Genomic DNA, 26,673 nt, shown 5'->3' with positions numbered 1-26,673 from the left:
CTTACAAAAAAGTGAGACTTTGCACACTTATTAACAAATACAACCAAACACATATAAATATAAAATCCTCAAAAATAATAAAAGCCAAATCAGAGCTAAATCGCCCTCATTTATCACACAATAACCAGTGTTTTTATCTATTGAGAGTGGATAATTTCATTAGAATTCTACTTAAATTAATCAATATAGAAGAGGCATATCCAGTTCAAACGATGGTAGATTCAAAATATACAAAAATGAAAAATCATGGATGACGCATAATTATTTGGGGGAGCTCGAATGTCTTAAAAACGAATATCGAGCGTAATATTGTTTTTATTATGATGGTAAAGAGAACGATCGCTAGATCGTATACAAGAAGGAATTAACTTAAGAAAGGGTTAAGCGGGGGTGAACCAAAACAGTGCCACACATGGTGCAACACGCTTTCTAAAAACAAAAAAAGGCATGCACTTGGCATACCTTTTTGACTGGTTCAAATGAAGTTGAAAACCGTGTTTAGCTTGCAGTGGCTAAACGGTGGTTAGCGTCTTGCAAGTGAGCCGCTGACATTGTGCGTGCTTTTTCACTGTCGCCAGCCATAATCGCTTCATAGATTCTGCGGTGTTCATTGATACATGTGCTGCCCTCTTCAGAAGAGTGCACGATGAAGTTAACGAACATGGTAGTCAGAATATTGCCAAATGGCAGGTAGAAGTCGTTGCCTGTCGCATTAAAGATCAAGCTATGGAAACGAATATCGATGTCTGTCCAACGTTCTTGATCAAACACTTCTGCATCATCCACTTCAACCATCTTTTGGAAGATCTCTGAAAGCTCGATACGTTGCTCTGCCGTTGCAAATCTTGCTGCTAGTGCACATGCTTCGGGCTCAATCGCACGGCGAAGGCCTAAAAACTGAGAACAGAATTGGTCTATGTCGGTTAGACCATCCATCCATTCAATCAGTTGAGGATCAAGAAAGTTCCAGTATGCGCGATCCACTACACGAGTACCGATTTTCGGGCGGGACTCTAACAGACCTTTAGAAGTCAGTAGTTTAACTGCTTCACGAAGTGCCGTACGGCTGATACCAAACTGTTCACACAGCGCCATTTCACCAGGAATAATAGAACCTTGCGGCAGTTCACCAGACAAGATTCCACGAGCGATTTCACGCGCTACTTGCACGTGCAGGCTGCGCTTCGAGCCCGAGATTGAATTAAAAGTGCTAACCATAAGTTCACTTATTTTATATGTTATGTTTATGTATTATTTAAGGATTACTATAACAGGATTTCAACCTTGCGCCAATTGAGTAAAATAGCAACCAGTCGTGCTCTATTAATTTATTCAATGAATCAAACACTTACAAAGCATCCAATTCCGCACAGCTAGAAATATTATGTTACACCATTCATAAATCCGTCATCACAACGCATCGGTTCTGTCATCCTCGATTTCTATACTCCCTTCCCAAGACATCACTCAATTGGACTGAAATAATGAAACCGACAAAAACAAATCTCACGCTTAAGAGCGCTATTACTGCTGCGCTGATTTTTTCTGGTTCTGCATTAGCAATGGATACACGATACGAAGATCGCTCTGGCAACTTGGTTGCTGATGTTCCTCAAGATGAATCACAATGGGTTGACCCAAACACGCTAATTTTTGCTTATACGCCAGTTGAAGATCCTGCAGTATACGCTGATGTGTGGAGCGAGTTTTTGAGCCACCTTGAAAAAACAACGGAAAAGACGGTTCGTTTCTTCCCTGTTCAAAATAACGCTGCTCAAATCGAAGCAATGCGTTCAGGTCGCCTACATATCGCAGGTTTCAACACAGGTTCTACACCACTAGCGGTTAACTGTGCAGGCTTTGCCCCATTCACAATGATGGCTGCAGAAGATGGCTCTTTCGGCTATGAAATGGAAATCATCACTTACCCAGGTTCTGGCATTGAGAAAGTAGAAGACCTAAAAGATAAGAACCTAGCGTTCACATCACAAACGTCTAACTCTGGCTTCAAAGCACCTTCTGCGATTTTGGACGCTGAATACCAACTTCAACCTGACCGAGATTTCAAACCAGCATTCTCTGGCGCACACGACAACTCTATTTTGGGTGTGGCGCACAAAGATTACGATGCTGCGGCAGTCGCTAACTCAGTATTGAACCGCATGCTTTCACGCGATGTTGTGAAAGAAGACCAAATCAAGAGCATCTACAAATCTCAAACCTTCCCGACTACCGCTTACGGCACAGCGCACAACCTGACGCCAGAGCTGCAAGAGAAGATTCAAAAAGCGTTCTTCACTTTCGATTGGGAAGGCACAAAGCTTCAAGAAGAATTTGAACGTAACGGCGAAGCGCAGTTCGTTCCTATTACTTACAAAGAGCACTGGGAAGTGATCCGCACTATCGATACGGCAAACAAAGTCTCTTACACGTGTAGCTAAGTTCAACCGAACTAAAAAGCCAATCACACACCGATAAAACTAACTGCAGGTGTAATCGCCTGCAGTTATTCACCACTCTTTCCGGTTTACTTTCCATGCCTGTCTCAGGCGAACTCTTAGTACACCGCTCTTATAGGAATTCTATGTCTACTCTTACCCTTAAAGGGCTTACCAAGCACTACTCCAGTTCTGATAAAGCCCTTACCAACGTTAGCTTGTCGGTCAATGCCGGTGAAGTGGTTGGTTTAATTGGTCCATCTGGTGCGGGTAAATCAACGCTTATCCGTTGTATTAATCGGCTCACCGAACCCACCAGCGGCGAAGTGATCTTTTCCAATACCAATCTAGAAACGCTGTCTAAGCGACAATTGAGACAATCACGCCGTGAAATCGGGATGATTTTCCAAGAGTACGCGCTGATTGAGCGTTTGACGGTGATGGAAAACGTACTTTCAGGACGTTTGGGTTACGTGAATTTCTGGCAAAGCTTTACTCGTCGTTTCCCGGAATCGGATCTCCAAGCCGCTTATGCGCTACTCGACCGTGTTGGATTGTTAGAACACGCCAATAAAAGGGCCGATGCTCTGTCGGGTGGTCAGCGTCAACGTGTTGGTATTGCACGTGCACTTGCTCAGAAACCGAAATTACTGTTGATTGATGAACCAACGGCCGCACTTGATCCACGTACTGCGCGCCAGATCATGCGACTGATCAGTGAGATTTGTTCCGAGCAACAGCTCCCTGCCATCATCAATATTCACGATGTTCAATTAGCAAAGCAGTTTGTTGACCGTGTTGTCGGCTTGAATGCAGGTTGTGTCGTATTTGATGACAAACCAAACCTGCTCACTGAAGATGTTTTAACGCAAATCTACGGTGAAGAAGACTGGAGTCAACAAGCAGAAGAAGAGGCCGATGACCTTATCATCACAAGCCCTCGCCTGTCTGAGGCAACAATATGACTCAACCATATCCAAATCAAGTTCAGCAGCATTTAAAGTCAGGAAAACAGAATTCCAAACAATACCCGACACAGTGGACAAAGCCGCCACTGATTTCTAGCCCATGGCTACGCTGGAGCTTAATCATCATTGTCGCGGTTTACTTGTACCTTGCGACTCAATCGGTACACGTCAACTGGACTCGAATTTACGAAGGCAGCGAACGCGGCTGGCAGTTCATTTTGGCTTTCATGAACCCAGATTTTGGTGGCCGTTGGAACAACATCTCACAAGGTTTGATTGAGAGTTTAACCATGACCCTGACATCGACCGTGGCGGGTGTCCTTCTTTCAATTCCATTCGGATTAGGCGCAGCGAAAAACCTTGCCCCTACGCCTGTTTACCTGTTCTGTCGTGCGTTTATTTCGGTTGCGCGTAGCTTACAAGAAATCATCGTAGCGATTCTGTGTGTCGCTCTATTTGGCTTTGGTACGTTTGCGGGCTTTGTCACGCTCACCTTCGCGACCATCGGCTTTCTCGCAAAACTGTTTGCCGATGAAATTGAAGCCATTGACCCAGCACCACTGACCGCAATGCGTGCAACGGGCGCGAGTTGGTTACAACAGGTGAATTACGCGATTCAAGCGCAGGTAATGCCGCGCTTTATCGGACTTTCGATGTACCGACTCGACATCAACTTCCGTGAGTCTGCTGTGATTGGCATTGTTGGCGCAGGTGGTATCGGCGCAACGTTAAACACAGCAATGGACCGTTACGAATACAGCGCAGCAGCCGCTATTCTATTGATTATTATCGTGATTGTGATGTTGTGTGAATACCTATCAACCATCATCCGTAAGCATGTGCAGTAAGGAACGACCAATGAGCACGCTAAATGAAACACCGACAAGCGCCATCAATCGTACCCAATGGCAGCGTTACGACAGTAAACAGAGCCTCATGCTTTGGCTAGGCTGGCTTTGCTTTGTTGCTTTGACAGTATTCGCATGGCAAGTCATGAACAAAGATACGATTTGGTACTTTGTGACTGACTCACCGAATCAATTTGCTGATATCTCTTCACGTATGTGGCCACCAAGATGGAGCTACTTAGAGTCTCTTTGGAGTCCGTTGTGGGACACCATTAACATCGCGACACTTGGCACACTGTTAGGGATCGTACTCGCGTTTCCAGTTGCGTTCTTAGCTGCACGTAATACAACGCCAAGCATGACGTTTATCAGACCTATCGCGCTGTTCATCATCGCGGCAAGTCGTTCAATTAACTCGCTAATTTGGGCTTTATTGTTGGTAGCAATCATCGGCCCAGGCTTGTTGGCCGGTATCATTGCGATCGCTCTACGTTCAATTGGCTTCGTGGCGAAGTTAATGTATGAAGCGATTGAAGAAGTGAATGCAACACAGATGTCTGCAATCCAATCGACCGGAGCTTCTCCGCTGCAAGTATTGAACTACGGCATTCTTCCGCAGGTGATGCCAAGTTTCATCGGCACGAGCTTGTTCCGCTGGGATATCAATATTCGTGAATCTACAGTATTAGGATTAGTAGGCGCCGGCGGTATTGGTTTGAAACTGCAAGAGTCGATGGCGATGCTGGCATGGCCTCAAGTGACTGTGATTTTCTGTGCGATTCTAGTAACGGTCATCTTCTCTGAATGGTTGGCTGCGAAAGCAAGAAAAGCACTTATCTAAATACTAAAAACAACGTCAAATAGACGGTTAGCTAGTAATAAGATCAAAGCCTACTCACTGAGTAGGCTTTTCGTTTGTTGAAACGTAATAAACATTTTTCACCATCAGAACCGCACTTCGTTGACCACAGTCCCTACCCCTTCAATCGTGACACTCACTTGATCTTTGTCGGACAGAGCATAGGTTCTACCTGGCGTGCCCATGAAAATAAGGTCGCCCGGCTTGAGGGTAAAATAGTGGCTCAAATAGCTCACGACTTTTCGTGGCTTGTGAATCATGAACGAAGTATTTTCTTGTTGAACCACTTTACCGTTAACACGAGTCGTTAATTCAACATTGTTGTAATCAATGCCGCGCACAATTGTGTTGCCAACCGGGCCAAAACCATCGGAAGCTTTCGCTCGGAGCCACTGTAAATCGGCGCCTTGCCAACTTCTTTCCGTAATATCGTTGCCCACTGTGACACCAAAAATCGCTTGCTCGGCTTCTTCTTCACTGGCTTGGCTGAGCTCTTTACCAATCACAACCACCAGCTCGCCTTCAAAATGAACATTTCTTGCTTTTGGTGGCACTTGAATCACTTCGCCCGTGAGAATCAAAGAAGAAGGAAGTTTAAGAAACATCGGCGGTGGTGCATCGGCAGGTGAGGCTAAGTGGCTAACGAAGTTCATGCCGACGGCGAAGACTTTCTCTGGTTTTGTCGGCAGTAACATCTCAACCGACTCTAACGGGATCGAAGTTTTCGCTATCGAATATTCGCCAAAGATATCGCCGCTGATCGGTAACACAACGTCATTGTCTAGCTTTCCATAGCTGACTTTATCTTGGTATTGATAACGGACAAAATGCTCACTGCTTACCTCAACACTGTTATTTTCTGCCGCCAATGCGACGCCAGACATCGCAACTATTGCCAATAACCATTTCATCCTTGAATCCCTTCATTTTTAAATCCTAAATTATACTTTAGCCCACTCTGTAAGATTCGAAGGAAAAGGGAAGCTCCGTTGCCCCATCCTCTCTCCCACTTCTTATAAAAGCAGCACGCATAAAAAAAACCGAGCAACTCGCAGTGAGTTACTCGGTTTGACTTATTCCCGATGTATTCAGTCGTTGTTGGTTTCAACGAACGATTTTGCAATCACGACTGAATTCAATGTGATGCTTCGTTCCCGCAAAGCACCACATCAATACAAGCCATCGTTAAATAACTTGCGTGTGATACCAATCGTAGTAAATAACTGGCCACCCTAGCTTGTTAAAAAGCTCGATAACTTCGTTAGAATTTTTGATTGTAGAATAACTACTTATCGAAAAATTCTGCCTTGTTCTCAAGCTTTTTTCCTGCGCTATTTCTGCTCACTTACTTACTGTGATTGGTATTAATCATTTACAGTTGAGCAAATGATCCTTCCCACGAGTATGTCTCGCCCGCGAACTCAACAGTGTGAGTTTCTTGCTGCGTGTCTTCAGCTTGGTTTGAGATACCGTAGTGGTAAGTGTTACCAGAAGTAGTCTGAATGCGAACAACAGTCCCGACACTGTTATGGCCCACAACAGACACTGATTTAACCAGACCACGAGCGCCTACAGAGGCTTCGATAGACTCGTTAAAGTAACCATGAGTTTCCAATACAGAAGCAAACACGTGGTTTTGACCAGACTGACGTAAGATGAACGCAGGCTCACTCTTAAGGTTGAAGTCTGGATCGTTAGCACCAGTGCGAACAAAGATAACTTCGCTGCCCGCATTAGCGCTGGTTACTAGGCTGTAGTAGCTGCTGTCATGTAGCCAACTTACTAGAGAACCTTCTTCGTTCACTTTACCTGAAGCCACGTTCCATAGGTGTTGGTAACCGTTATCTTCACCTAATGGCTTAAGCGTTTTTTCCATGTCGTAATCGAAGTCAGTACGAATGATTTGACCTGAGTGGTGAACAGGTAAGTCGTACTGATGCTCTGCGTCAGCTTCGATGCGGTAAACATCAATCACTAGTGGCTTCTCGAACTCAGGAAGCTCAGCAAGAATCACGCTGCGCTGCATGTCTACGCCAGTGTAGTACTCAGAAATCGTGCCGCTCATACCTTGCAGAGACTGGTCGCCTGCTACGAAGAAGTGCTTCTGACCAAACTTAGACTCAGCCAATGCTGTGTTGAAGTTGTTCTGCGTTTTCTGATCAACTGTTACTGTGTTGTGAGCAACCGTCTGCTTACAGTAAGACTTGTTCTCTGGGATGTAACGACCGCCAAACTTAGGCTCCACGTTTACCCAACGACCGAAGCCGTAATCGTGCAGCACTTCGTGGCCACGGTTGAATACGCTTAGGTGTAAGCCATCGTAGTGACCGTGGTCTAGCGCAGAGTGATACTGGTGGTCAGAGCCGTGCTGACCAAACCAGATCAACGCCATTGTGTCGTCGTCTTGCTCGTCACGGTGACGAAGGATGCTTACGCCGCCTTTTTCGCCTTCAGGGCCGTCCGTTACAAACAGGCTACCCCAGTTGAATGCTTTGATGTCATCTGCTGCATCAACCGCATCAGACAGTGTTTTACCTGAAGCATGAACCCAAACGTTTTGTTGGTGATCAGCCATGCCAAGCAGAGTTTCTGTCTGCTCGTAACGGTGGTAACACACAGACGTTGCCATGATAACGCCTTCATCGTTGATAGAGATTGTCTTCGATGAATCGTTCAGAGCTGGCAATGTGCCGTCTGGGAATGCTGTTTTGAATACAGAGTACGACGTTGTCTTGATCACTGAGTCGTTGAATTCATAGATACCAACTTCAGGCTGACGACGTTCAATTGCTTCTGCGAACAGGTAGATTGGACGTAGCGAGAAACGGTGGTAGTAAGGACCTTCCATGTAGTAGCCGTCTGGCGAAAACAGTTGGTCAAGTTGTGCTAAGAAACCGCCGCTTACTTTGTCCAATTTCAGGCCGTAAAGTGCTTTATCTACAGACTCTTGATCGTTGATCGCATAACCACAGATACCTACCGCTGCCACTGCCCATAGGCCGTGGTTGTGTACGATATCGAAGTCGTGTGCGTAAGTAACAACGAACATTTCGATCATTTGCTTAAGAAGATCGTCTTCGATAAGGCGCTTCTGCTCTTCAGAGATAGTGTGGTAAATGCAGCTGTACGCACAAGAAGCGTAAAGCATCCACATGTTCTCGTTCAACGTTTGGTGGAACAGCTTACCCGGAGGGTTAGAGTCACGGCTCACGTTGCTTTCAAGTGTTGGGTATACCGTCGCGTACGCTGTTAGCATATCAACGATGTAATCACGGTACTTTGTTTCCTCAGTGATAAGGAACAAACGACCCGCTAGATCCATATGGATGTAGTTTTGCTTGTGACGGTTGTGCTCGTAACCGCCGCCTTCACCGTGACCCGGTACTTCAATGCCAACTTCCGCCATGTAAGCGTCAGTTTGTTTAATGTCGCGAGTCAGTGCGTTACCTAAAAGGCTATCCTTGCCAAGTTCTTTACGAAGCTCTGCTGCTTCATCAAAGTTAAGTAAAAGTGGTTGATAGCTCATTATTATTTCCCCTGCTCTGCTAATTCTGGGTTTAAAGTTGTTTCTACTGAGTAGAAGCCTGTCCAGCTGTATACTTTGCCGTTCAGCTCTACTTTGTGTTCAGTGCTGTCAGTCGCGCCAAGTTGGTTGCTGATCATCACTGTCACGTTTGATTTCTCTGTGGTGATCTCAACTACCGAACCGATATCCGTGTGAGCCACTACTTTGATGTCTTTCACAACACCACGAGCATTAACTGATTGCTCGAATTCTTCGTTGAAGTAACCGTGCGTTTCAACAACAGAAGCAAACAATGTTGTTTCATCTTTGCTACGTAGAATGAACGCAGGCTCAGAACGTAGGTTGAAGCTTGGGTCGTTAGCGCCAGTGCGAGTAAAGATAACTTCAGCATTGTCGTTAGACGTTGCACCTAGCCACGTGTAGTAGGTGTTGTTCTGTAGCCAGCTAACCAGTGCTGTGCCCTTCACATCACCGCTTGCCACGTTCCATAGATGTTGGTAACCGAAGTCTTCACCTAGCGTGTTCAGCTCTTTGTTTGCTTGGTATTCAAAGTTAGTGCGAACAATCTGACCTTGATATTGGTGTGAGTAGTCGTACTGATGCTCACCTTCGCCGCCTTTCTCAGAATCTAAACGGTAAAGGTCTAATAGTAGCGGAGATTCTAATTCTTCAAGGTTTAGCATGAACACGCTGCGTTGCATGTCAAAACCTTCGTAATGATCGTTAGCAAATGCGCTCATGCCATTGATTTGCTCGTCTTCTACTTTGAAGAAGTGTGGTAAGCCGTGTACTGCATCCGCGCGCTCAACGTCAAAGTAGTTCTGACATTTTTCATCAATCGTTACTGCGTTGTGTGCAATTGTTTGACGGGCGTAAGATTTGTTTTCGTCTAGGTAACGGCCGCCGAATTTAGGCTCAACGTTAACCCAACGACAGAAGCCGTATTCACGCAGTACTTCTTGACCGCGGTTGAAGAAAGAAATACCCAGCGTATCAAAGTTGCCATGACCCATGCCGTGTTGGCCGTAGTTCATAACAAGTTGAGAAACGTCGCCTTTCTTATCCTGCATACGGATAAAGCCTTGCGCGCCGTTGTGACCTTGAGGGCCTTCGTTCAACTCAACACTTGGCCAGAAAGGCATGCCGATTTCTTTCTCAGCAGAAGCTGCTTCGTAGGCTTTAGATAGCTCAAGACCACATGGATGCATCCATACCGCGTCTTGAATCTTCGCCATACCAAGAATATTTTGGTCTACGCCGTTTTCAGAAGAGTAATGTTTGCTGTAAACACTTACCGCAACCTGAACACCCATGTCTGTGATACCCATAGTACGAGAAGCATCATTCAAAGCCGGGAACTCACCGTTCGGGTAAGCCGTCGCAAGCATCGCTTGTACTGTGTTACCAATCACGCCGCCTTTGTAGTTGTAGATATCAACTTCAGGCATATGACGGTGGATCACTTCAGCGAACACACACGTTGGACGAATCGCATAACGGTGGTAATAAGGACCTTCCATGTAGTAGCCAGAAGGTGCAAACAGCTGAGAAACTTGCGCTAGGAAGCCGCCAGTGTCGTTACGGTCAATGCCGTACACAGACATCTCAAGGTACTCACGCTTGCCAAGAGCAAGACCACAAATACCGACAGCTGCTACTGCCCAAATACCGTGATTGTGAATTCGGTCGAAGTCGTGTGCGTATTTAACCGTGAACATTTCTAGCATTGGTTCAAAAATGCGAGACTCAATATTGTCGCGTTGTTCTTGTGTCAGAGTTGAAGCAACACAAGAGTAAGCCAAGCTTGAGAACATTAACCAGCAGTGTTCGTTCAGGATTTGGTGGAACAAACGACCGGTAGGGTTAGTGTTTTTCTGTACGTGGTAATCAAACGTTAGGTATTTGTCTGCGTACTCTTCTAGTAATTCTGTAACAAAGTCAGCGTACTTTTGCTCTTTAGTGATCAAGAACATGCGACCAGCTAGATTCATGTACGTGTAATTTTGCTTATGGCGGTTGTGTTCGTAACCCCCAGCTTCACCATGACCTGGGACATCAATAGGTAAACGCATGAATGCTTCTAGATCTTTCGCGTTCGCTGCAATGGTTTTTCCCATTAAGCTAGAACGGCCCACTTCAAGATGAAGCTGCTCGATTTCTGCTTCAGTCAACAATACTGGTTTAGTCGTCATATTCTTTGTCACCCTCAATAAAGAGTTTATCTGCTTAAACTTTGATTAAATTTTCAAACTCCATATAAAGTAATACAATATGAACTTTAATCATACCTATTCGTCGCTAAATGATGAGTAGAGTCACACAATTAGCCATAAGTCATTGATGTAGCTGACTAATGGTAAATATTGGCCATTTATTAAGTTGTTGATTTATTTGCGCTATATAAAGTATCGCTTGATCAATATCACACAAATTTAGATATATTGTATTACAATTAGGCTCATTCCCTTATGATGGATGCAAGTTAAGTAACACTTAAAAGATTTAAACAGATTAGGAGATACACAATGAACTCTTTCTTTATCCTAGATGAAAACCCATGGGAAGAACTTGGTGGCGGCATTAAGCGTAAAATCGTTGCTTACACTGACGATCTAATGGCAGTACACCTATGTTTTGACAAGGGCGCGATTGGCCACCCTCATACTCACGAAATCCATGACCAAATCGGTTACGTAGTTCGTGGCAGCTTCGAAGCTGAGATTGAAGGCGAAAAGAGAGTCCTTAAAGAAGGCGATGCTTACTTCGCTCGTAAACACATGATGCACGGTGCTGTTGCACTAGAGCAAGACAGCATCCTTCTTGATATCTTCAACCCTGCGCGTGAAGATTTCCTAAAATAATAACTAGCGCAACCTCAGTTGCTAAGGTAAGCATATGAAATCATTAAACATCGCGGTCATTGGCGAGTGCATGGTTGAGCTACAAAAGAAACAAGACGGGCTTAAGCAAAGTTTCGGTGGCGATACACTAAATACTGCACTTTACTTGTCTCGCTTAACAAAAGAGCAAGATATCAACACGAGCTACGTAACAGCACTAGGCACTGACCCATTCAGTACCGACATGTTAGAAAAGTGGCAAGCGGAAGGTATCGACACTAGCTTAATTGCTCAGCTTGATCACAAACAACCAGGGCTTTACTACATCGAGACCGATGAAACTGGTGAACGCAGTTTCCACTACTGGCGTAATGATGCTGCAGCAAAGTTCATGTTTGACCAGGAAGACACGCCTGCTCTACTTGATAAGTTATTCTCTTTTGATGCGGTTTACCTAAGTGGTATTACGCTTGCTATCTTGACAGAGAATGGACGCACGCAGCTATTCAACTTCTTAGACAAATTTAAAGCGCAAGGCGGCCAAGTATTCTTCGACAATAACTTCCGTCCAAAACTTTGGGAAAGCCAACAAGAAGCGATCTCTTGGTACTTGAAGATGCTTAAGTACACAGACACGGCTCTACTGACGTTCGATGACGAGCAAGAGTTGTATGGCGACGAAAGCATTGAACAGTGTATTGCACGTACGTCTGAATCTGGTGTGAAAGAGATCATCATTAAACGTGGTGCTAAAGACTGCCTAGTGGTTGAGAGCCAAAGCGCTCAGTACGTTGCTCCAAACCCAGTAGACAACATTGTTGATACTACAGCGGCTGGCGACTCGTTCAGCGCGGGCTTCCTAGCTAAGCGCTTAAGCGGTGGCAATGCACGTGATGCAGCGTTAGCTGGTCATATTGTGGCAGGGACTGTGATTCAGCATCCAGGTGCTATCATTCCTCTAGAAGCGACGCCTGATCTGTCTCTATAATTACGCACTTTAACTATTAATCAAGGGTTTGCTTAGTTGAAAGCAAGCCCACATTTAACGTGAGAAAGAATTCATGACTACATTAAATGAACAACTAGCAAACCTAAAAGTAATTCCTGTAATCGCTATCAACCGTGCTGAAGACGCTATCCCTCTAGGTAAAGCACTTGTTGAAAACGGCATGCCATGTGCAGAAATCACGCTACGTACAGAATGTGCAATCGAAGCGATTCGCATCATGCGTAAAGAATTTCCAGACATGCTAATCGGTTCAGGTACTGTACTGACTAACGAGCAAGTTGACGCATCTATCGAAGCTGGCGTTGATTTCATCGTAAGCCCAGGTTTCAACCCGCGCACTGTTCAATACTGTATCGATAAGGGTGTTGCAATCGTACCGGGTGTTAACAACCCAAGCCTAGTTGAGCAAGCAATGGAAATGGGCCTTCGCACGTTGAAGTTCTTCCCTGCTGAGCCTTCTGGCGGTACTGGCATGCTTAAAGCACTAACAGCGGTTTACCCTGTTAAATTTATGCCTACTGGTGGCGTAAGCTTGAAGAATGTTGATGAATACCTATCGATCCCTTCTGTACTTGCGTGTGGCGGTACTTGGATGGTTCCAACTAACCTTATCGACGAAGGTAAGTGGGACGAGCTAGGCAAGCTGGTTCGTGACGCAGTTGATCACGTTAACGCTTAATCTATTTTAGATTTAGTGATGAAGCCTCACCTCGGTGGGGCTTTTTGTTATCTGGCGTTTATTGCGCTGACTAACCGTAAAACACGCTCAATCAACGTTCTGTTTCCCCACACCTTATCGCCTTTCTCTCTATGGGTTCGCACAGCTCCGCGACTAAGACAGGCAATAACAAGTAATGTAAGCTTTCAATCGACTTCAGCACGCATCTAACGAAGCGTTACTGGTGCCCCCTGTCGCCTATCCAGCTTCTTATCCAGCAATGTTCCTTTTCGATACGTCATCAAGCATCTCTCATCGCATGCACTGAAGACCACAATAGACAAAGTGAGCCGCAAAATGTGTCTCGTCGCCCAGTTTAACGCCCACTCAGTGACAAAAATTCCAAATACGCACCTCTATGGCACGAAAAAATGAATAAATAGCATAGAAAGGCTTCATAGCCGTAGATAAACAGAAAATAGCGAAGTGAAAACAATGAGCTACACTTGAAATCTCAATACAAAAGTTTTCAGTATAGGGTTCCAAATTAACGTGAATGTCGTCGCACAACACACCAATTTGTAGCACATTTGTTACGGTTATAATTAAAATCTTATAGATACGGCAAAGTAAGTGCTTTTGTTTATATTGTAATACATATAAACATTTAAGCCTCAATTTATTTTAAATCTCAAACAAAATACACGCACATTTAAATTCAATAAAAACAAATACTTACATTAAAACACATTAGAGCCCGAAAAATCAATGCGACCCAGATCATACTAAAGACATATTGTAGTACAAATAAACCTTGGGACGCGTTAATCTAAGCCCAGTTAATTATGATATTTAAAAGGCTGAAAAGATGACTATTGATACTTTTGTTGTTCTCGCCTACTTCTTCTTTTTAATCGCGATTGGTTGGATGTTCCGTAAGTTCACCACCTCTACAAGTGATTACTTCAGAGGGGGCGGCAAAATGTTGTGGTGGATGGTTGGTGCAACTGCCTTCATGACACAATTTTCAGCATGGACGTTTACAGGTGCCGCAGGACGCGCGTTCAATGACGGTTTCGTTATTGTAATCCTATTCTTAGCCAATGCTTTTGGCTACTTCATGAACTATATGTACTTCGCTCCAAAGTTCCGCCAACTTCGTGTGGTAACGGCGATCGAAGCTATTCGTCAGCGCTTTGGTAAAACGTCTGAACAGTTCTTCACATGGGCAGGTATGCCGGACAGCCTTATCTCTGCAGGCATCTGGCTAAACGGTCTAGCGATCTTTGTAGCAGCAGTATTCAACATCCCAATGGAAGCTACCATTGTGGTAACGGGTATGGTTCTAGTATTGATGGCAGTAACGGGCGGCTCTTGGGCGGTTGTTGCTTCTGACTTCATGCAAATGCTTGTAATCATGGCCGTGACAATCACTTGTGCGGTAGCAGCTTACTTCCACGGTGGCGGCTTAACTAACATCGTTGCTAACTTCGACGGCGACTTCATGTTAGGTAACAACCTAAACTACATGAGCATCTTCATCCTTTGGGTTGTATTCATCTTCGTGAAGCAGTTCGGTGTAATGAACAACAGCATCAACGCTTACCGTTACCTATGTGCAAAAGACAGTGAAAACGCACGTAAAGCGGCAGGCCTAGCATGTATCCTTATGGTTGTTGGTCCACTAATTTGGTTCCTACCACCTTGGTACGTTAGTGCATTCATGCCTGAGTTCGCTGAGCAATACACATCAATGGGCGACAAAGCCGGTGATGCTGCTTACCTAGCATTCGTACAAAACGTAATGCCAGCAGGTATGGTTGGTCTTCTTATGTCAGCAATGTTCGCTGCAACGATGTCTTCTATGGATTCAGGTTTGAACCGTAACGCTGGTATCTTTGTAATGAACTTCTACAGCCCGATTCTTCGTCAAAATGCGACTCAGAAAGAGCTGGTTATTGTAAGTAAGCTAACGACTATCATGATGGGTATTATCATCATCGCGATTGGTCTATTCATTAACTCTCTGCGTCACTTAAGCTTGTTCGATATCGTAATGAACGTAGGTGCGTTGATTGGCTTCCCAATGCTTATCCCTGTACTACTAGGTATGTGGATTCGTAAGACTCCTGACTGGGCTGGTTGGTCTACTCTAGTGGTTGGTGGTTTCGTTTCTTACATCTTCGGTATCTCTCTACAGGCAGAAGACATCGAGAACCTATTTGGTCTAGAAACAGCCCTTACAGGCCGTGAATGGAGCGACTTGAAAGTCGGTCTTAGCTTAGCTGCTCACGTAGTGTTCACAGGTGGTTACTTCATCATGACTTCTCGCTTCTACAAAGGCCTATCGCCAGAGCGTGAGAAAGAAGTTGACCAACTATTCACTAACTGGAACACGCCGCTTGTAGCGGAAGGTGAAGAGCAACAAAACCTAGATACTAAACAGCGTTCAATGCTTGGTAAGCTTATCAGCACAGCAGGTTTCGGTATCCTAGCAATGGCTCTGATTCCAAACGAACCAACAGGACGCTTATTGTTCCTACTATGTGGTTCGATGGTACTAACCGTTGGCATCCTACTGGTTAACGCATCTAAAGCTCCGGCTAAGATGAACAACGAGTCTGTTGCCAAATAGCTAAATAAGCAGCTAACAAGTTAAACCAAAATGAAGCCCATGTTATTCGATAACATGGGCTTTTTGTTTGTCTTCGGTTTATCAAGACGGAATATGAAACGCATCTCGATCAATGCTCACAAGCTATAGAAATACCTATCTCCTGCCCTCGTTTCATCTTCTTTTCCAACCTTTCCAATGGTTTGATCTCTTTCTCTGATTGTTTCTGTTACTTTGAATGACAACACAAACACAACAGACAATTACAATGAAAAAAACATCACTATTATTTGCTTCCATTGCTCTGGCACTTTCTGGCGTCGCACACGCTGACCAGCTAGAAGACATTCAAAAATCAGGCACGCTTCGTGTTGGTACTACTGGCGACTACAAGCCTTTCTCTTACTTCGATGGTAAAAGCTACTCTGGCTACGATATCGACGTTGCACAGCACATCGCGGAGCAATTAGGCGTTGAATTGAAGATTGTTCGTACCACATGGAAAGATCTACTGGCCGATCTAGACGACGATAAGTACGACATCGCAATGGGCGGCATTACACGTAAAATGCAGCGTCAGTTAAACGCGGAACAAACTCAAGGCTACATGACCTTTGGTAAGTGTTTCTTGGTTGCGAAAGGCACCGCAGAACAGTACGACAGCATTGAGAAAGTGAACCTCTCTTCTGTTCGTGTGGGCGTGAACATTGGCGGTACTAACGAGATCTTTGCCGACTCGAACTTGCAGAATGCAAGCTTCACACGCTACGAGAACAATCTCGACGTACCGAAAGCAGTAGCAGAAGGCAAAGTTGATGTGATGGTGACAGAAACGCCTGAAGGTCTATTCTATCAAGTAACTGACGAACGTCTTGAAGCGGCACGCTGCGAAACTCCATTCACCAACAGTCAGTTCGGCTATCTTATTCCTAAAGGTGAACAACGTTTGTTGAACACGGTAAACTTCATTATGGATGAGATGAAATTGAAAGGTGTTGAAGAAGAGTTCCTGATCCACAACTCCCTTAAGTAACTCTTTTCAATTTATACCGTAACAAAAAAGAGGCCAGCAATGCTGGCCTCTTTCGTTATGGTTCAATGGTTCGCTTTAACCGTGAGTTATCACATTCTGCTGTACCAATGCATCCAGAATGTCCGAAGGCATGGTGCTACTTAAGGTGAGCTGTGGCGCAAGGTCTTCAACCACAATCACCTGTTCCGTAGTGCCTAAGCCATCCGGGTTGATCGTAAGCTCAATATCATCCCCGTCCACTTTCGCGTCTATCTGTTGTAGCAACGCGGTCATGTCTGGAGATGTATTTTTAAGCTCCGGCAACACTTCTCTCAAGTCAATGCTGTCCCCTTCCGACAAATCAAAGTCGGTAATCGTATCTTCAACACCATCTTCGATGTTAAGCCATACGAACGAGTCCATACCATCACCACCAGTCAGAATGTCTGAGCCTCCGCCGCCAATCAGGGTGTCGTTACCGTCACCGCCAACCAGCGTATCGTCACCAGCTCCACCTACAAGTCGGTCATTTCCAGAGCCTGCAGTTAGGTCTGTCGCATTGGTGCCAGCAAACAGCTGAACATCATCGGTTTCCGCAGCCAGGTTAATATCGACCGCGTCAGACACGATGTTCAAATTCAGGTCAATCGACGCCGATGTCGCCGTATCGTTGTTTGTCTCTTCAGAAACAGCCTCCACTTTAAGCGTGTAGTTACCCGGAGTTTGAGAAAGGCCGACCGCCTGTAAGCTATCAATCGCATCCGCCGTTGCCACCCAAACACCACCACCGAGATCAGTCACAGAACCAACGTCGCTGGTGATTTGAGCGCCTGCCGGTACATCACTGATGTGCAGCGTTAGCTCTTCTGTGATGTCTGTTAATGCCGCGATAATTCCAACCAAAGGAATACCACTCGCACTCACTGACTGGCTCGCAGTAATGTTTCTCACGTAGTTAGATGCAGGGTCAATCGATAACGTTGGCGCGTTAGCCACTGGTGTCACTGCGATGTTATAAACCACTGGCGCAGTTTCAATCGCAATACCAGAAGGGTTACCGCTGTCTTTGGCGGTAACTTCTAATCCAATACTATTGGTTGGAGACAAGCTCGCATCGAGGTAAACACCATTTGGACTGGTTGGCGTATCGATCAGTGCGTTCAAATCGCTCAGAGTACCGACTAAGATGACCGAACCGGTGTTGTTGCCGTTAACCATCACCGTCGTCCCTGCCGGGAGTGCTACGTTCAATGTGCCGTAATCCACCGTCAGTGTGACTGTCATTAGGTCATTCGAAAATGCATCCACATAATCTGGGTCACTGACATTGATACCACTCAATAGCTGACCAGCACCCTCGTCGACAAGAGAAGTGACACCGTCACCATTAACAACAGGCGTATCGTTGACACCTTGGACTACAGCACTGATTTCAGCACTATCCGTCAAGAAGTCATTAGCACCATTGGTGGTACCATCATCCTCTACGGTATAGGTGAACTTAACGTTGCCATTGTATTCATCAGCCGCCGTAAATATCCAGTACGGGCCAGTGATCGAGTTGTCATCCGCACCGGCCACGTTTTCAAAGCGTTGTAATGTGCCTTGTCCTTGATCGAGCACCAAGTTCGTCACGGTAATCGTGTCGTTCTCTGGGTCACTCGTTGCGCCAATCAGATCTTCCTCTTTGATGATTAGCTGACCTTCTTCTAGGATGTTGCCTAAGTCGATGTCCGTTGCCACCGGCTGATCATTCATTTCGGTTACTTCAAGACTAATTTCAGCACTGTCGGTTAGGAAATCATCCACGCCATTAGTTGTACCGTCATCAGTAATTGAGTAATTGAATTTAACGTCACCGTTAAAATCGTTGTCCGCTACAAATAGCCAGAATGGTCCGGTAATCGCCGCGTTATCGGAGCCTCCTGCATTTTCAAAGCGCGTTAGTTGGCCTTGTCCCTGAGTCAGAGTTACACCTGTTACCGTTAAGTTGTGGTTTTCTGGATCTGAGCTTGCTGCAATCAAATCACCTTCAGCAATGACGATTTGGCCATCTTCAGCAATCGAACCTAAATCAACGTCTGTCGCAACGGGTTGGTCATTCACTTCTGTCACGACAAGGCTGATTTCAGCGCTATCGGTTTTAAAATCATCCACACCATTAGTTGTACCATCATCGATAATGGAGTAATTGAATTTAACGTCACCGTTGAAATCACTGTCTGCAACGAACAGCCAGAACGGCCCTGTAATCGTAGCATTGTCTGCTCCACCAGCATTCTCAAAGCGCTGCAGTTGACCTTGCCCTTGAGTTAGAGTGACACCCGTTACGGTCAGATTATGATTCTCGATATCAGAACTTGCCGCAATTAAGTCACCTTCCACAATCACGATTTGGCCGTCTTCCGCAATCGAGCCTAAATCAACGTCTGTCGCGACAGGCGCATCATTAACTTCCGTCACCTTAATGGTAAAGGTCGTTTGATTGGTTTGAGCAGTATTCGGATCTCCAGCATCAATCAGACCGTTATTACCACCATCATCGAGCGTTGCATTGATCGTGACTAAACCACTCTGGTTGAGGTAGTTCTGGTCTGGATCTGGCTTGAACGTCACTGCTCCATTGGTCAATGCAGTATTAATGTCCGCTTCTTTACCCGTAATCACCAATGAGCCGTCAGGTTGTAATGCAAACGTCACATCAGGAGAACTTGTAAACTCAAATACACCTTGTGCTCCCGGCAATAATTGGTCAATTTCCAACGTCAGCGTATACGGTGCATCCGGATTATCAAAACTTGCGTCTATATCGTAGATACTAAAGTTGTCAATCGCCACACCACTTGAGTCTTCTTGCGTTTCAATGTTGGTGACATTCACAAACGTCGGCTGGTCGTTGATCGGGTCGATCACCAAATCAACATCGAAGCTGGTTGGCGTACCCAAATATTCGGTGTTATCGGCGTCAGTATCCACAGAGCGAACGGTAATCTGCAGCGGGCCATTGATGCCTAATACATTACCCGTATCGCTATTGTGTTCACCTGAATTGAATACGATCTTATCAAGTGACTGCGCAGCAACATCCAGTGTCCAGATCTGCGTAACTGAATCGTAACTAGCCAAGGTCGTGCCGTCTGGGTAGTAGATAGAGGCATCTTGAGGCACACCAGCAACTTCTACTCGAAGTGTCTCTGGCGCATTCTCGGTATAAGTACCGCTGCCCGTTGCCGATAGCTCTTTATCCAAAATCGTCGCATTAATTTCGATATCAATGTTTTGACCCTCGTTACCTGTCACAGAATCTGTTGGGTTAGTATCGACATCATCACCTGCTGGTACCACATGCAGTTTGAAGCTTGGCAGATTTGAGGCTGCGGTAGGCACACCTAATAAGGACTCTTGCGTAAATACGGCAACACCAAATTCAGCCGTACCACTGAAGTCCTTAGGCGGTAAAATCGAAATCTCACTCAGGTCGAACGATAACCCTGATGCTTGAGGTAGCTGAACACTCCACTCACCATTACCGTTGTTCTTGACTGTGTATGCCGAGGTTGCGTCTGCACGCATTTGGAAGCCATCAGGGACATCTGTAAACTTAATCGACACAAACTGTTCTGATCCATCAAGGTCAGTCAGTGCAATCGATACAGGTCCTGTGCCCGACAAAGAAATGAGCTGGTCTTCAGTGCCCGTAATCTCGATAACATCAGGATCGCTACCCGGTCCTGTTACGAGCACATCGTCCACGACTGGAATCACTTCAAAGCTGACGCTGGTATTAAAGGTATCGGAGTCACTTGCCGTGCCTACCGGAGAGGCTGAATCGTTATAGGTTGCAGTATCTGTGACTGTACCGCTAACATTAACCTGCACTTGGTTAATATCATTACCCGTTGGGTAATTTTCTATCGCCCTAAAGAACACATTATCGAGCGCCCCCGCCGCGATTTCAGCCTGATTAAACGTAACTGATGTGCCTAATGAAGTACCCGTGTTGTCATAAAATGCACCTATAGAAGGCTCGTCCAACGTCAAAGTAATGGACGTAAACACTTCTTGGCCACCTTCGACACCGGAAACCTGATCCGAAATGGTCGAATTGAAATCGAGCTGAATATAGGTGTCTTCATAACCCACCGGATCTTGCCCTGCCTGACCGTCGGTATCAACAGGATTAAAGGCATCATCAAGAGAACCCACGACATTCACCTCAATCGTTGGGTCCGTCTCCGCATCTGGCGCGACTTTGATGACGACTTCGGTCACTAAAGTTTTCTCATCACCTGAGAGTATGTCTTTGGTCACAATGGTCATTGGCAATCTAAAATCACCTGAGTAGTTTGGCGGCAGGTTCAATAACAAACCCGATGAATCGACAGCTACACCCTGTTCAACGGTCGTCTCATAAACATACTTTCCATTCACAAAGTCAACATCACTTCTTCCCGAAAGGCTAATGGGGAATGATGTAGTAGCATCAATAACCAAAACACCATCAATGATCACCGTCACTTGGTCAGTAGAATCATCGCGACCCGTAAAGCTCAAAATGCCATTTAGTGCCGCGCCGAGATCAAGTTGAGTATCTTCAACCGCGTCTATCACACTGTCTTGCACAATCGCAATATCGGCAGCAACCTTGTTGCTCCCTGCCACCACCTGAGGGAATGACAGAGTGACTTCTCCGTCCCTACGAGCGGCCGTAGATGACTCAACCTCAGCACCATCACCTCGGTCTATCACCGTACTAAAGATGTCCATCTTAATGTCATTGAACCCTCCAGGCCCGCTGTTTCCTGAAGGAAGAACAAGGCCGTTCGGTGCACTTATGCTAAATATGTCTTCATTCGTTACAACCCAGCGCCCATTGCCTTCATAAGCAGCGCCAATAACGAGCAGTTGATTGAGTACAGCATCTGATAGAGCCGAGTCGTCCACATTTGTTAATTGAATAACTAACTGATCCACTTCTTCGATAACGGACGAAGCATCTGTTTCTTGATATCGAATGACGAACTCATCCGTAACCGATGTATTATCGCTATTGGTAGTGAACTTAAGCACGCCAGTGTTTGCATCAGCAACTATGGTTGCTAGTGCTCCAGTACCCAGCACATCATCGACGATAAGCTTGTTGCTCGCATCTTCAGGCTCAACCACAGGTCGCACTTGAACGTTAATGATTCCGGTTATATCTGGATCGGCTTCGACATAACCACCATCTTCATCCTCTAAGCCGCTAGGCGTATACTCATGATCTCGCTCTTCCATTTTAAGTTCGGTGGTCAACGTAAAATCTGCACTAGAATCAGCCGGAGGCGTCATTTGAATGAAGTTATTCGCTAATGCAATTTGAGTAAATTGCTCCGGTGTTTGACTAGCGTCTTTAGGAGTAATAGTTAACGTACCTGCACCATCATTTACAACAGTAACATCACCATTTACGGTAGGTGTGACACCCGATGGAATACCGGAAATCGTAATCGAAGTGAAATGCTCATCAGAATCAATATAGTCTGCACCTTCGGGGTGCCAATCAATGTTGATAGCCGTATCTTCATCACCGTTAGTCGTATTGACATAAGTTGCTGATGTGTCGATTCTAGGTATAACAAGCACGCGCACTTCTTGGTCAAACGTAAGCGTATGACCGTCATTCTCAGTCACGATCACTTTACCCTGAATATGAATATTCTCAGTTGAAGAATCGACAGGTCTGATGCGAATTCCTGAGGTTTTACCTGCGTCAGTGATGTTAGCTTCGTAGATAGGTTTAGACAGATCAGGGCTACCACCCGGACCGGTTTCGTAACCGACAAAGTTAAGGTCAATAACGGCACCGTCACCGTCTTCCAGAATAACGCCATCAGGAATACCCGAGAGGATAACAGTTATGGATTCTGAACCGTCGTCAGGCAATGGGGTTTGATCTACAGCTGCCGGATCAGGTCTTCTCTCTCCCGACAACACGGTGAAATCAAGCTCGGCATAGTTGTCTCCATTCTGGCTCTCTTGGATCGTGGTTTGAACACCAGATGTTGTGCCATCGGTGATTGCTGTCCAAGCCGTACCGTTTGTACCGCCATAAGGAATATCTGCAACACCTTTAACCTCAACGTTAACCGTTTTAGTTCCTAGGATTTCTTCATCAACTTGCGCCCCTGTAGATAGGTTCGCGGTATCTTTAACCACACCGGTTACGTCAAAGGTAAAATCAACATTGCTGTGTTTAGTCGGAGTAACTTCAATTTTCGCTAAGTCAGCATAAGCAATCTCTTGGTAAACGATGCCATTGATAGTCACTGTGTTGATGGTTACATTGCTATCAGTACTACTAAGCACCGCGCCTTCAGTAATATTGTTAATACGAACGAAGAGTTCTTCAGATCCATCAGTATCAACGGATCCCGTCATGGTGATAACTTCGTCTAACGTGAATGCGTCCTTATTATCAAGAGGACCTAGATAATCAGGATCATCAATGTTGTCTTCGTTGATCCTAATGCGACTCACACTGAGTTTTCCAGGGTCGGCGTCAGCAGTCACATCGATAATGATGTTTTGCTCTACAGAGCGAGCGGTCGTTTTGTCTACCCCACCGTTGGCTGAATCATCATATGGGTTGCGTGTTTCTTCCGTAATTGCCGTTGCTTTGAACTCAATTTGTCCAGAGAAGTTGTCGATTGGGTTAACTTCAGTGCTATTGATATCTGCAGATGCGATGACATAAACACCATTAACGGGCGTTAACAGGTTGCCATTTTGATCCAACAGCTCAAACTTCCCATCACCCTGAATCGCCTCAAGTTCATAAGTAATGGTTTCAGTACGGCTGTTATCTTGAGACTCTGCGTTCAGCTGCAGCGTCACATTGTCCTCATCTTCATTCACTTGATATTGATAAGTGCTATTCGCATCATCCCAAGTCGCAATGTCGGCAACCGCTTCAATTTCAATTCTAAAGTTTGAGTTTACGGTATGGTCTAGTGAACCATTATTATCAATTTCGAGCTCATAATTGATTCGAACCCCATTTTCACCAGAACCAAAATTCTGGTCTGGGACAAAGAACAAGTTGTCGATTGTCGCGATGGTGTCTAATGGTTGATTCGTACTTGGAGCAAAGCTCTGCTGCATTTCAGGAGGACCAAACAAGATATCACCGTTTGGTTCTGCCACTAGTTTGTGATAGTCCACGCCATCAAAGTAATAGAACGTCCCTCTGTGATTGCTACTCTGGATCGTCAGTTGGCCGATGGACTCGTTGTTATCTTGGTCCTTCAGGTTAACCTGTAACGCAACTTGTGCAGGGGCATCAGGCAACCCACTTTGATTATCTTGGGTATTCTCTAAGTTTGGAGCATCGCCCGTTGCGTAAGGGATTGTAGAGTCTCTACCCGCATCCTCAAACGTAGTCACCTTGAGCGAGATTGCTGAAGACTCTTCATCCGTAATCGTGATGTTCAAAGGCGTAGATGACGTATCCAAATCACTGTCTGTCGCAATCACATTGATCGAGAAGTCGATGGAGTCACCATCATGATCGAGATAATTGGTAGCTCTAAATTCTATTTCGCCATTTGAGTTGATACGCAAAGTACCCAGCTGCCTTTCCTGAGTACCACCATTGCCATCATCGGTCTGCTCATAAACACGGATAGTTCGACGTCCACTTTGAACATTCAAGCCATCGCTAAAGCCTGTATTGTTACCTCGTTGAAAAACAATATCAGCCCCGTTACTTGAGATACCTTCAATTCGACTCAGTACCGCGCCATCAGCCCCCACATCGGTCGCATTGGCAAACATATCGACTTTAGAACCATTGTAATTCTGACCTTCAATACGAGTGATAGACTGAGTTGTCACTAACGGAACATCATCGGTTACTGTGATTTTCAGATCGATTGCGTTTGATTGGTCTTGGTCAAAATCTTCAGCAATGATTGAAAAATCAAGTTCGATGTTGTTTTCATCGGCACCATCAGGGTGCTTGAGAGGTTTAAACAGTTCAAACTGATAGCTGTTGTTTGACGTATCAAAAATAATCTCGAAAACAGGCACTTGACCTGTGCCTGTCTGAGCAACGTAAGTAAACGTACTGCCAGATACAGAAACAGGTAACCATTCTAAGCTTTCTCCATCGGAGGTTAAGCCCGTCAGAACCAAATCTTCATCAACCAGTTCATACTTAACAACGCCATCGGCACCTTCATCGACCGAGAACAGTCCATTAATAATGGTGTCTTCAGATTGATCGGAACCAATACCAGTAAGATCGTCTTCATCGACAACCGTTTCACCGGTTGGCGCACTCATTACTGGCGCATCGTCTAGCACCTCGATTGGCAATACATATTGGTTAGAATCATCACCATCACCATCAACAGCAACAACATCAAACGGTATTGTTAGTGTATCGAGGTTGCTCGGTGTCGTGGCGTGATTGAGAGGTCCAAGCAAGGTAAACGTGTAAGTACCATCATCAGTCAGCACTAATGTGAAAATTGGCGTTCCGCCTGGGTCAGTTGCACCTTGGTAGGTGGTCGTGTTAGCAGCACCTGTGATCTCGGTGATCTTAATACCTTCATTGCCAGACGATAGCGTCGCTTCTAGAGTTGAGATATTGCGTAGTTCGTAAACCTCAACTTTGTCTGCACCTTCAGTCGTAACAAATGCACCTGTCGCCTGAGCGACAACAGAACCTAAATCGTCTTCATCAACGACAAATGTACTCGCAACCGTCGTATCAGTGATCGTTGGCGCATCATCGAGCACCTCAATTGGCAATACATATTGGTTAGAATCATCGCCATCACCATCAACAGCAACAACATCAAACGGTATTGTTAATGTATCGAGGTTATTTGGTGTCGTAGCGTGATTGAGAGGGCCAAGCAAGGTAAACGTATAAGCACCGTCATCAGTCAGTACTAGTGTAAAAATTGGCGTTCCACCTGGGTCCGTTGCCCCTTGGTAGGTAGTCGTGTTAGCGGCACCTGTGATCTCAGTGATCTTAATACCTTCATTGCCCGACGATAGCGTCGCTTCCAGCGTTGAGATATTGCGTAGTTCGTAAACCTCTACTTGGTCTGCACCTTCCGTGGTAACAAACGAGCCTGCCGCCTGAGCGACAATAGAGCCTAAATCGCCTTCATCAACGACAAACGTACTCGCAACAGTAATATCAGTGATGGTTGGCACATCATCCGTCACCGTGATCTTCAGATCGATCGCATTCGATTTATCTTGGTCGAAATCTTCAGCTACAACAGAGAAGTTAAGGTTAATCGCGTTTTCACCCGCGCCATCAAGGTGCTTAAGTGGTTTAAACAATTCGAATTGATAGCTGTTATCTGAGGTATCGAAAATAATTTCGAACACCGCTTCATTACTCGCTGCTGTTTGAGCAACGTAAGTAAATGTTGTGCCGCTTTGCGACACAGCTTGCCACTCTAAGCTTTCTCCATCAGAGGTTAAGCCCGCAATCACTAAATTTTCATTAACCAACTCATACTTCACAACGCCATCGGCACCTTCATCAATCGTGAATAGTCCATTAATAATGGTGTCTTCAGATTGATCTGAACCAATACCAGTCAGATCGTCTTCATCGACAACCGCTTCACCCGTTGGCGCCGTCATTACTGGCGTGTCATCGATCACCTCGATTGGCAATACATATTGGTTAGAATCATCGCCATCACCATCAACGGCAACGACATCGAATGGAATCGTTAAGGTATTGGAGTTCGGGCTTGTTGGATGGTTCAGAGGACCTAACAACGTAAAGCTATAAGAGCCATCATCACCTAATCCCAACGTGAAGATTGGCGTTCCACTTGTCGTCGTACCTTGATAGGTCGTTGTGTTAGCCGCCCCTGTGATTTCTGTA

The 26,673-nt window shown here is 45.4% G+C and carries 14 protein-coding genes and 1 pseudogene; 9 read left to right on the top strand and 6 right to left on the bottom strand.

Annotation, left to right across the window (positions count from 1 at the left end; genetic code table 11):
* Positions 1-498: 498 nt before the first annotated feature.
* Positions 499-1,218, bottom strand: coding sequence for a FadR/GntR family transcriptional regulator (locus MSG35_RS05480; RefSeq protein ID WP_248383271.1), 720 nt, complete (start codon positions 1,216-1,218; stop codon positions 499-501).
* 266 nt (positions 1,219-1,484) lie between these two features.
* Here MSG35_RS05480 and phnD point away from each other — a divergent pair, with 266 nt between their 5' ends.
* The 4 genes from phnD to phnE (MSG35_RS05460) all read left to right on the top strand — a co-directional run bounded on the left by phnD (position 1,485) and on the right by phnE (MSG35_RS05460) (position 5,095).
* Positions 1,485-2,441 (top strand): phosphate/phosphite/phosphonate ABC transporter substrate-binding protein, encoded by a 957-nt coding sequence (gene phnD, locus MSG35_RS05475; protein ID WP_048607068.1) that lies wholly within the window; start codon positions 1,485-1,487, stop codon positions 2,439-2,441.
* Between the two features lie 143 nt (positions 2,442-2,584).
* Positions 2,585-3,403, top strand: a complete 819-nt coding sequence (phnC, locus tag MSG35_RS05470; RefSeq protein WP_248383270.1) for a phosphonate ABC transporter ATP-binding protein — start codon at positions 2,585-2,587, stop codon at positions 3,401-3,403.
* Positions 3,400-4,254: a phosphonate ABC transporter, permease protein PhnE gene (gene phnE, locus MSG35_RS05465; protein WP_052878558.1), complete on the top strand. Its 855-nt coding sequence runs from the start codon at positions 3,400-3,402 to the stop codon at positions 4,252-4,254. The genes phnC and phnE (MSG35_RS05465) overlap by 4 nt, the downstream gene beginning before the upstream one ends.
* Before the next feature lie 10 nt (positions 4,255-4,264).
* On the top strand, positions 4,265-5,095 hold the full coding sequence (gene phnE, locus MSG35_RS05460; RefSeq protein WP_048616507.1) for a phosphonate ABC transporter, permease protein PhnE: 831 nt from the start codon (positions 4,265-4,267) through the stop codon (positions 5,093-5,095).
* 104 nt (positions 5,096-5,199) lie between these two features.
* Here phnE (MSG35_RS05460) and MSG35_RS05455 read toward each other — a convergent pair whose 3' ends face one another.
* The 3 genes from MSG35_RS05455 to MSG35_RS05445 all read right to left on the bottom strand — a co-directional run bounded on the left by MSG35_RS05455 (position 5,200) and on the right by MSG35_RS05445 (position 10,831).
* Positions 5,200-5,997, bottom strand: a complete 798-nt coding sequence (locus MSG35_RS05455) for a fumarylacetoacetate hydrolase family protein (protein WP_248383897.1) — start codon at positions 5,995-5,997, stop codon at positions 5,200-5,202.
* A 488-nt stretch (positions 5,998-6,485) separates the two neighbouring features.
* The gene (locus MSG35_RS05450) at positions 6,486-8,639 is read right to left on the bottom strand and encodes a heparinase II/III family protein (RefSeq protein ID WP_248383268.1); all 2,154 of its coding nucleotides are present in this window, start codon (positions 8,637-8,639) and stop codon (positions 6,486-6,488) included.
* A 2-nt stretch (positions 8,640-8,641) separates the two neighbouring features.
* Entirely contained in the window at positions 8,642-10,831 is a 2,190-nt protein-coding gene (locus tag MSG35_RS05445) for a heparinase II/III family protein (RefSeq protein WP_248383267.1), read from the bottom strand.
* 333 nt (positions 10,832-11,164) lie between these two features.
* Between MSG35_RS05445 and MSG35_RS05440 the strand changes: the two genes are divergently transcribed.
* The 5 genes from MSG35_RS05440 to MSG35_RS05420 all read left to right on the top strand — a co-directional run bounded on the left by MSG35_RS05440 (position 11,165) and on the right by MSG35_RS05420 (position 16,793).
* Positions 11,165-11,500, top strand: coding sequence for a cupin domain-containing protein (locus tag MSG35_RS05440; protein WP_048607082.1), 336 nt, complete (start codon positions 11,165-11,167; stop codon positions 11,498-11,500).
* Between the two features lie 34 nt (positions 11,501-11,534).
* The gene (locus MSG35_RS05435; RefSeq protein ID WP_017061485.1) at positions 11,535-12,467 is read left to right on the top strand and encodes a sugar kinase; all 933 of its coding nucleotides are present in this window, start codon (positions 11,535-11,537) and stop codon (positions 12,465-12,467) included.
* A 73-nt stretch (positions 12,468-12,540) separates the two neighbouring features.
* Positions 12,541-13,167 (top strand): bifunctional 4-hydroxy-2-oxoglutarate aldolase/2-dehydro-3-deoxy-phosphogluconate aldolase, encoded by a 627-nt coding sequence (locus MSG35_RS05430; protein ID WP_017069898.1) that lies wholly within the window; start codon positions 12,541-12,543, stop codon positions 13,165-13,167.
* An 847-nt stretch (positions 13,168-14,014) separates the two neighbouring features.
* Entirely contained in the window at positions 14,015-15,781 is a 1,767-nt protein-coding gene (locus MSG35_RS05425) for a transporter (RefSeq protein WP_048613936.1), read from the top strand.
* Between the two features lie 247 nt (positions 15,782-16,028).
* A complete protein-coding gene (locus MSG35_RS05420) occupies positions 16,029-16,793 on the top strand; it encodes a transporter substrate-binding domain-containing protein (protein WP_248383265.1) in 765 nt (254 codons plus the stop codon).
* Positions 16,794-16,868: 75 nt separating this feature from the next.
* Here the strand turns inward: MSG35_RS05420 and MSG35_RS05415 are convergent, their stop codons facing one another.
* Together MSG35_RS05415 and MSG35_RS24020 are read right to left on the bottom strand one after the other, a co-directional pair.
* Positions 16,869-26,324: a cadherin-like domain-containing protein gene (locus MSG35_RS05415; RefSeq protein ID WP_348983481.1), complete on the bottom strand. Its 9,456-nt coding sequence runs from the start codon at positions 26,322-26,324 to the stop codon at positions 16,869-16,871.
* A gap of 33 nt (positions 26,325-26,357) precedes the next feature.
* A pseudogene (locus MSG35_RS24020) lies at positions 26,358-26,666 on the bottom strand (hypothetical protein); the annotation flags it as partial.
* Between the last annotated feature and the right edge of the window lie 7 nt (positions 26,667-26,673).

Origin of the sequence: Vibrio sp. 1CM23M (genome assembly GCF_023161755.1) — a bacterium.
Classification (GTDB): Bacteria; Pseudomonadota; Gammaproteobacteria; order Enterobacterales; family Vibrionaceae; genus Vibrio; species Vibrio coralliirubri.
The sequence above is the reverse complement of the archived record's forward strand: the minus strand, read 5'-3'. Positions and strand labels throughout refer to the sequence as shown.

What these genes read in the sequence shown, in the direction of transcription:
- MSG35_RS05480 (WP_248383271.1), bottom strand. Translation starts at nt 1,218, where the DNA reads ATGGTTAGCACTTTTAATTCAATCTCGGGCTCGAAGCGCAGCCTGCAC.
- phnD (WP_048607068.1), top strand. Translation starts at nt 1,485, where the DNA reads ATGAAACCGACAAAAACAAATCTCACGCTTAAGAGCGCTATTACTGCT.
- phnC (WP_248383270.1), top strand. Translation starts at nt 2,585, where the DNA reads ATGTCTACTCTTACCCTTAAAGGGCTTACCAAGCACTACTCCAGTTCT.
- phnE (WP_052878558.1), top strand. Translation starts at nt 3,400, where the DNA reads ATGACTCAACCATATCCAAATCAAGTTCAGCAGCATTTAAAGTCAGGA.
- phnE (WP_048616507.1), top strand. Translation starts at nt 4,265, where the DNA reads ATGAGCACGCTAAATGAAACACCGACAAGCGCCATCAATCGTACCCAA.
- MSG35_RS05455 (WP_248383897.1), bottom strand. Translation starts at nt 5,997, where the DNA reads ATGTCTGGCGTCGCATTGGCGGCAGAAAATAACAGTGTTGAGGTAAGC.
- MSG35_RS05450 (WP_248383268.1), bottom strand. Translation starts at nt 8,639, where the DNA reads ATGAGCTATCAACCACTTTTACTTAACTTTGATGAAGCAGCAGAGCTT.
- MSG35_RS05445 (WP_248383267.1), bottom strand. Translation starts at nt 10,831, where the DNA reads ATGACGACTAAACCAGTATTGTTGACTGAAGCAGAAATCGAGCAGCTT.
- MSG35_RS05440 (WP_048607082.1), top strand. Translation starts at nt 11,165, where the DNA reads ATGAACTCTTTCTTTATCCTAGATGAAAACCCATGGGAAGAACTTGGT.
- MSG35_RS05435 (WP_017061485.1), top strand. Translation starts at nt 11,535, where the DNA reads ATGAAATCATTAAACATCGCGGTCATTGGCGAGTGCATGGTTGAGCTA.
- MSG35_RS05430 (WP_017069898.1), top strand. Translation starts at nt 12,541, where the DNA reads ATGACTACATTAAATGAACAACTAGCAAACCTAAAAGTAATTCCTGTA.
- MSG35_RS05425 (WP_048613936.1), top strand. Translation starts at nt 14,015, where the DNA reads ATGACTATTGATACTTTTGTTGTTCTCGCCTACTTCTTCTTTTTAATC.
- MSG35_RS05420 (WP_248383265.1), top strand. Translation starts at nt 16,029, where the DNA reads ATGAAAAAAACATCACTATTATTTGCTTCCATTGCTCTGGCACTTTCT.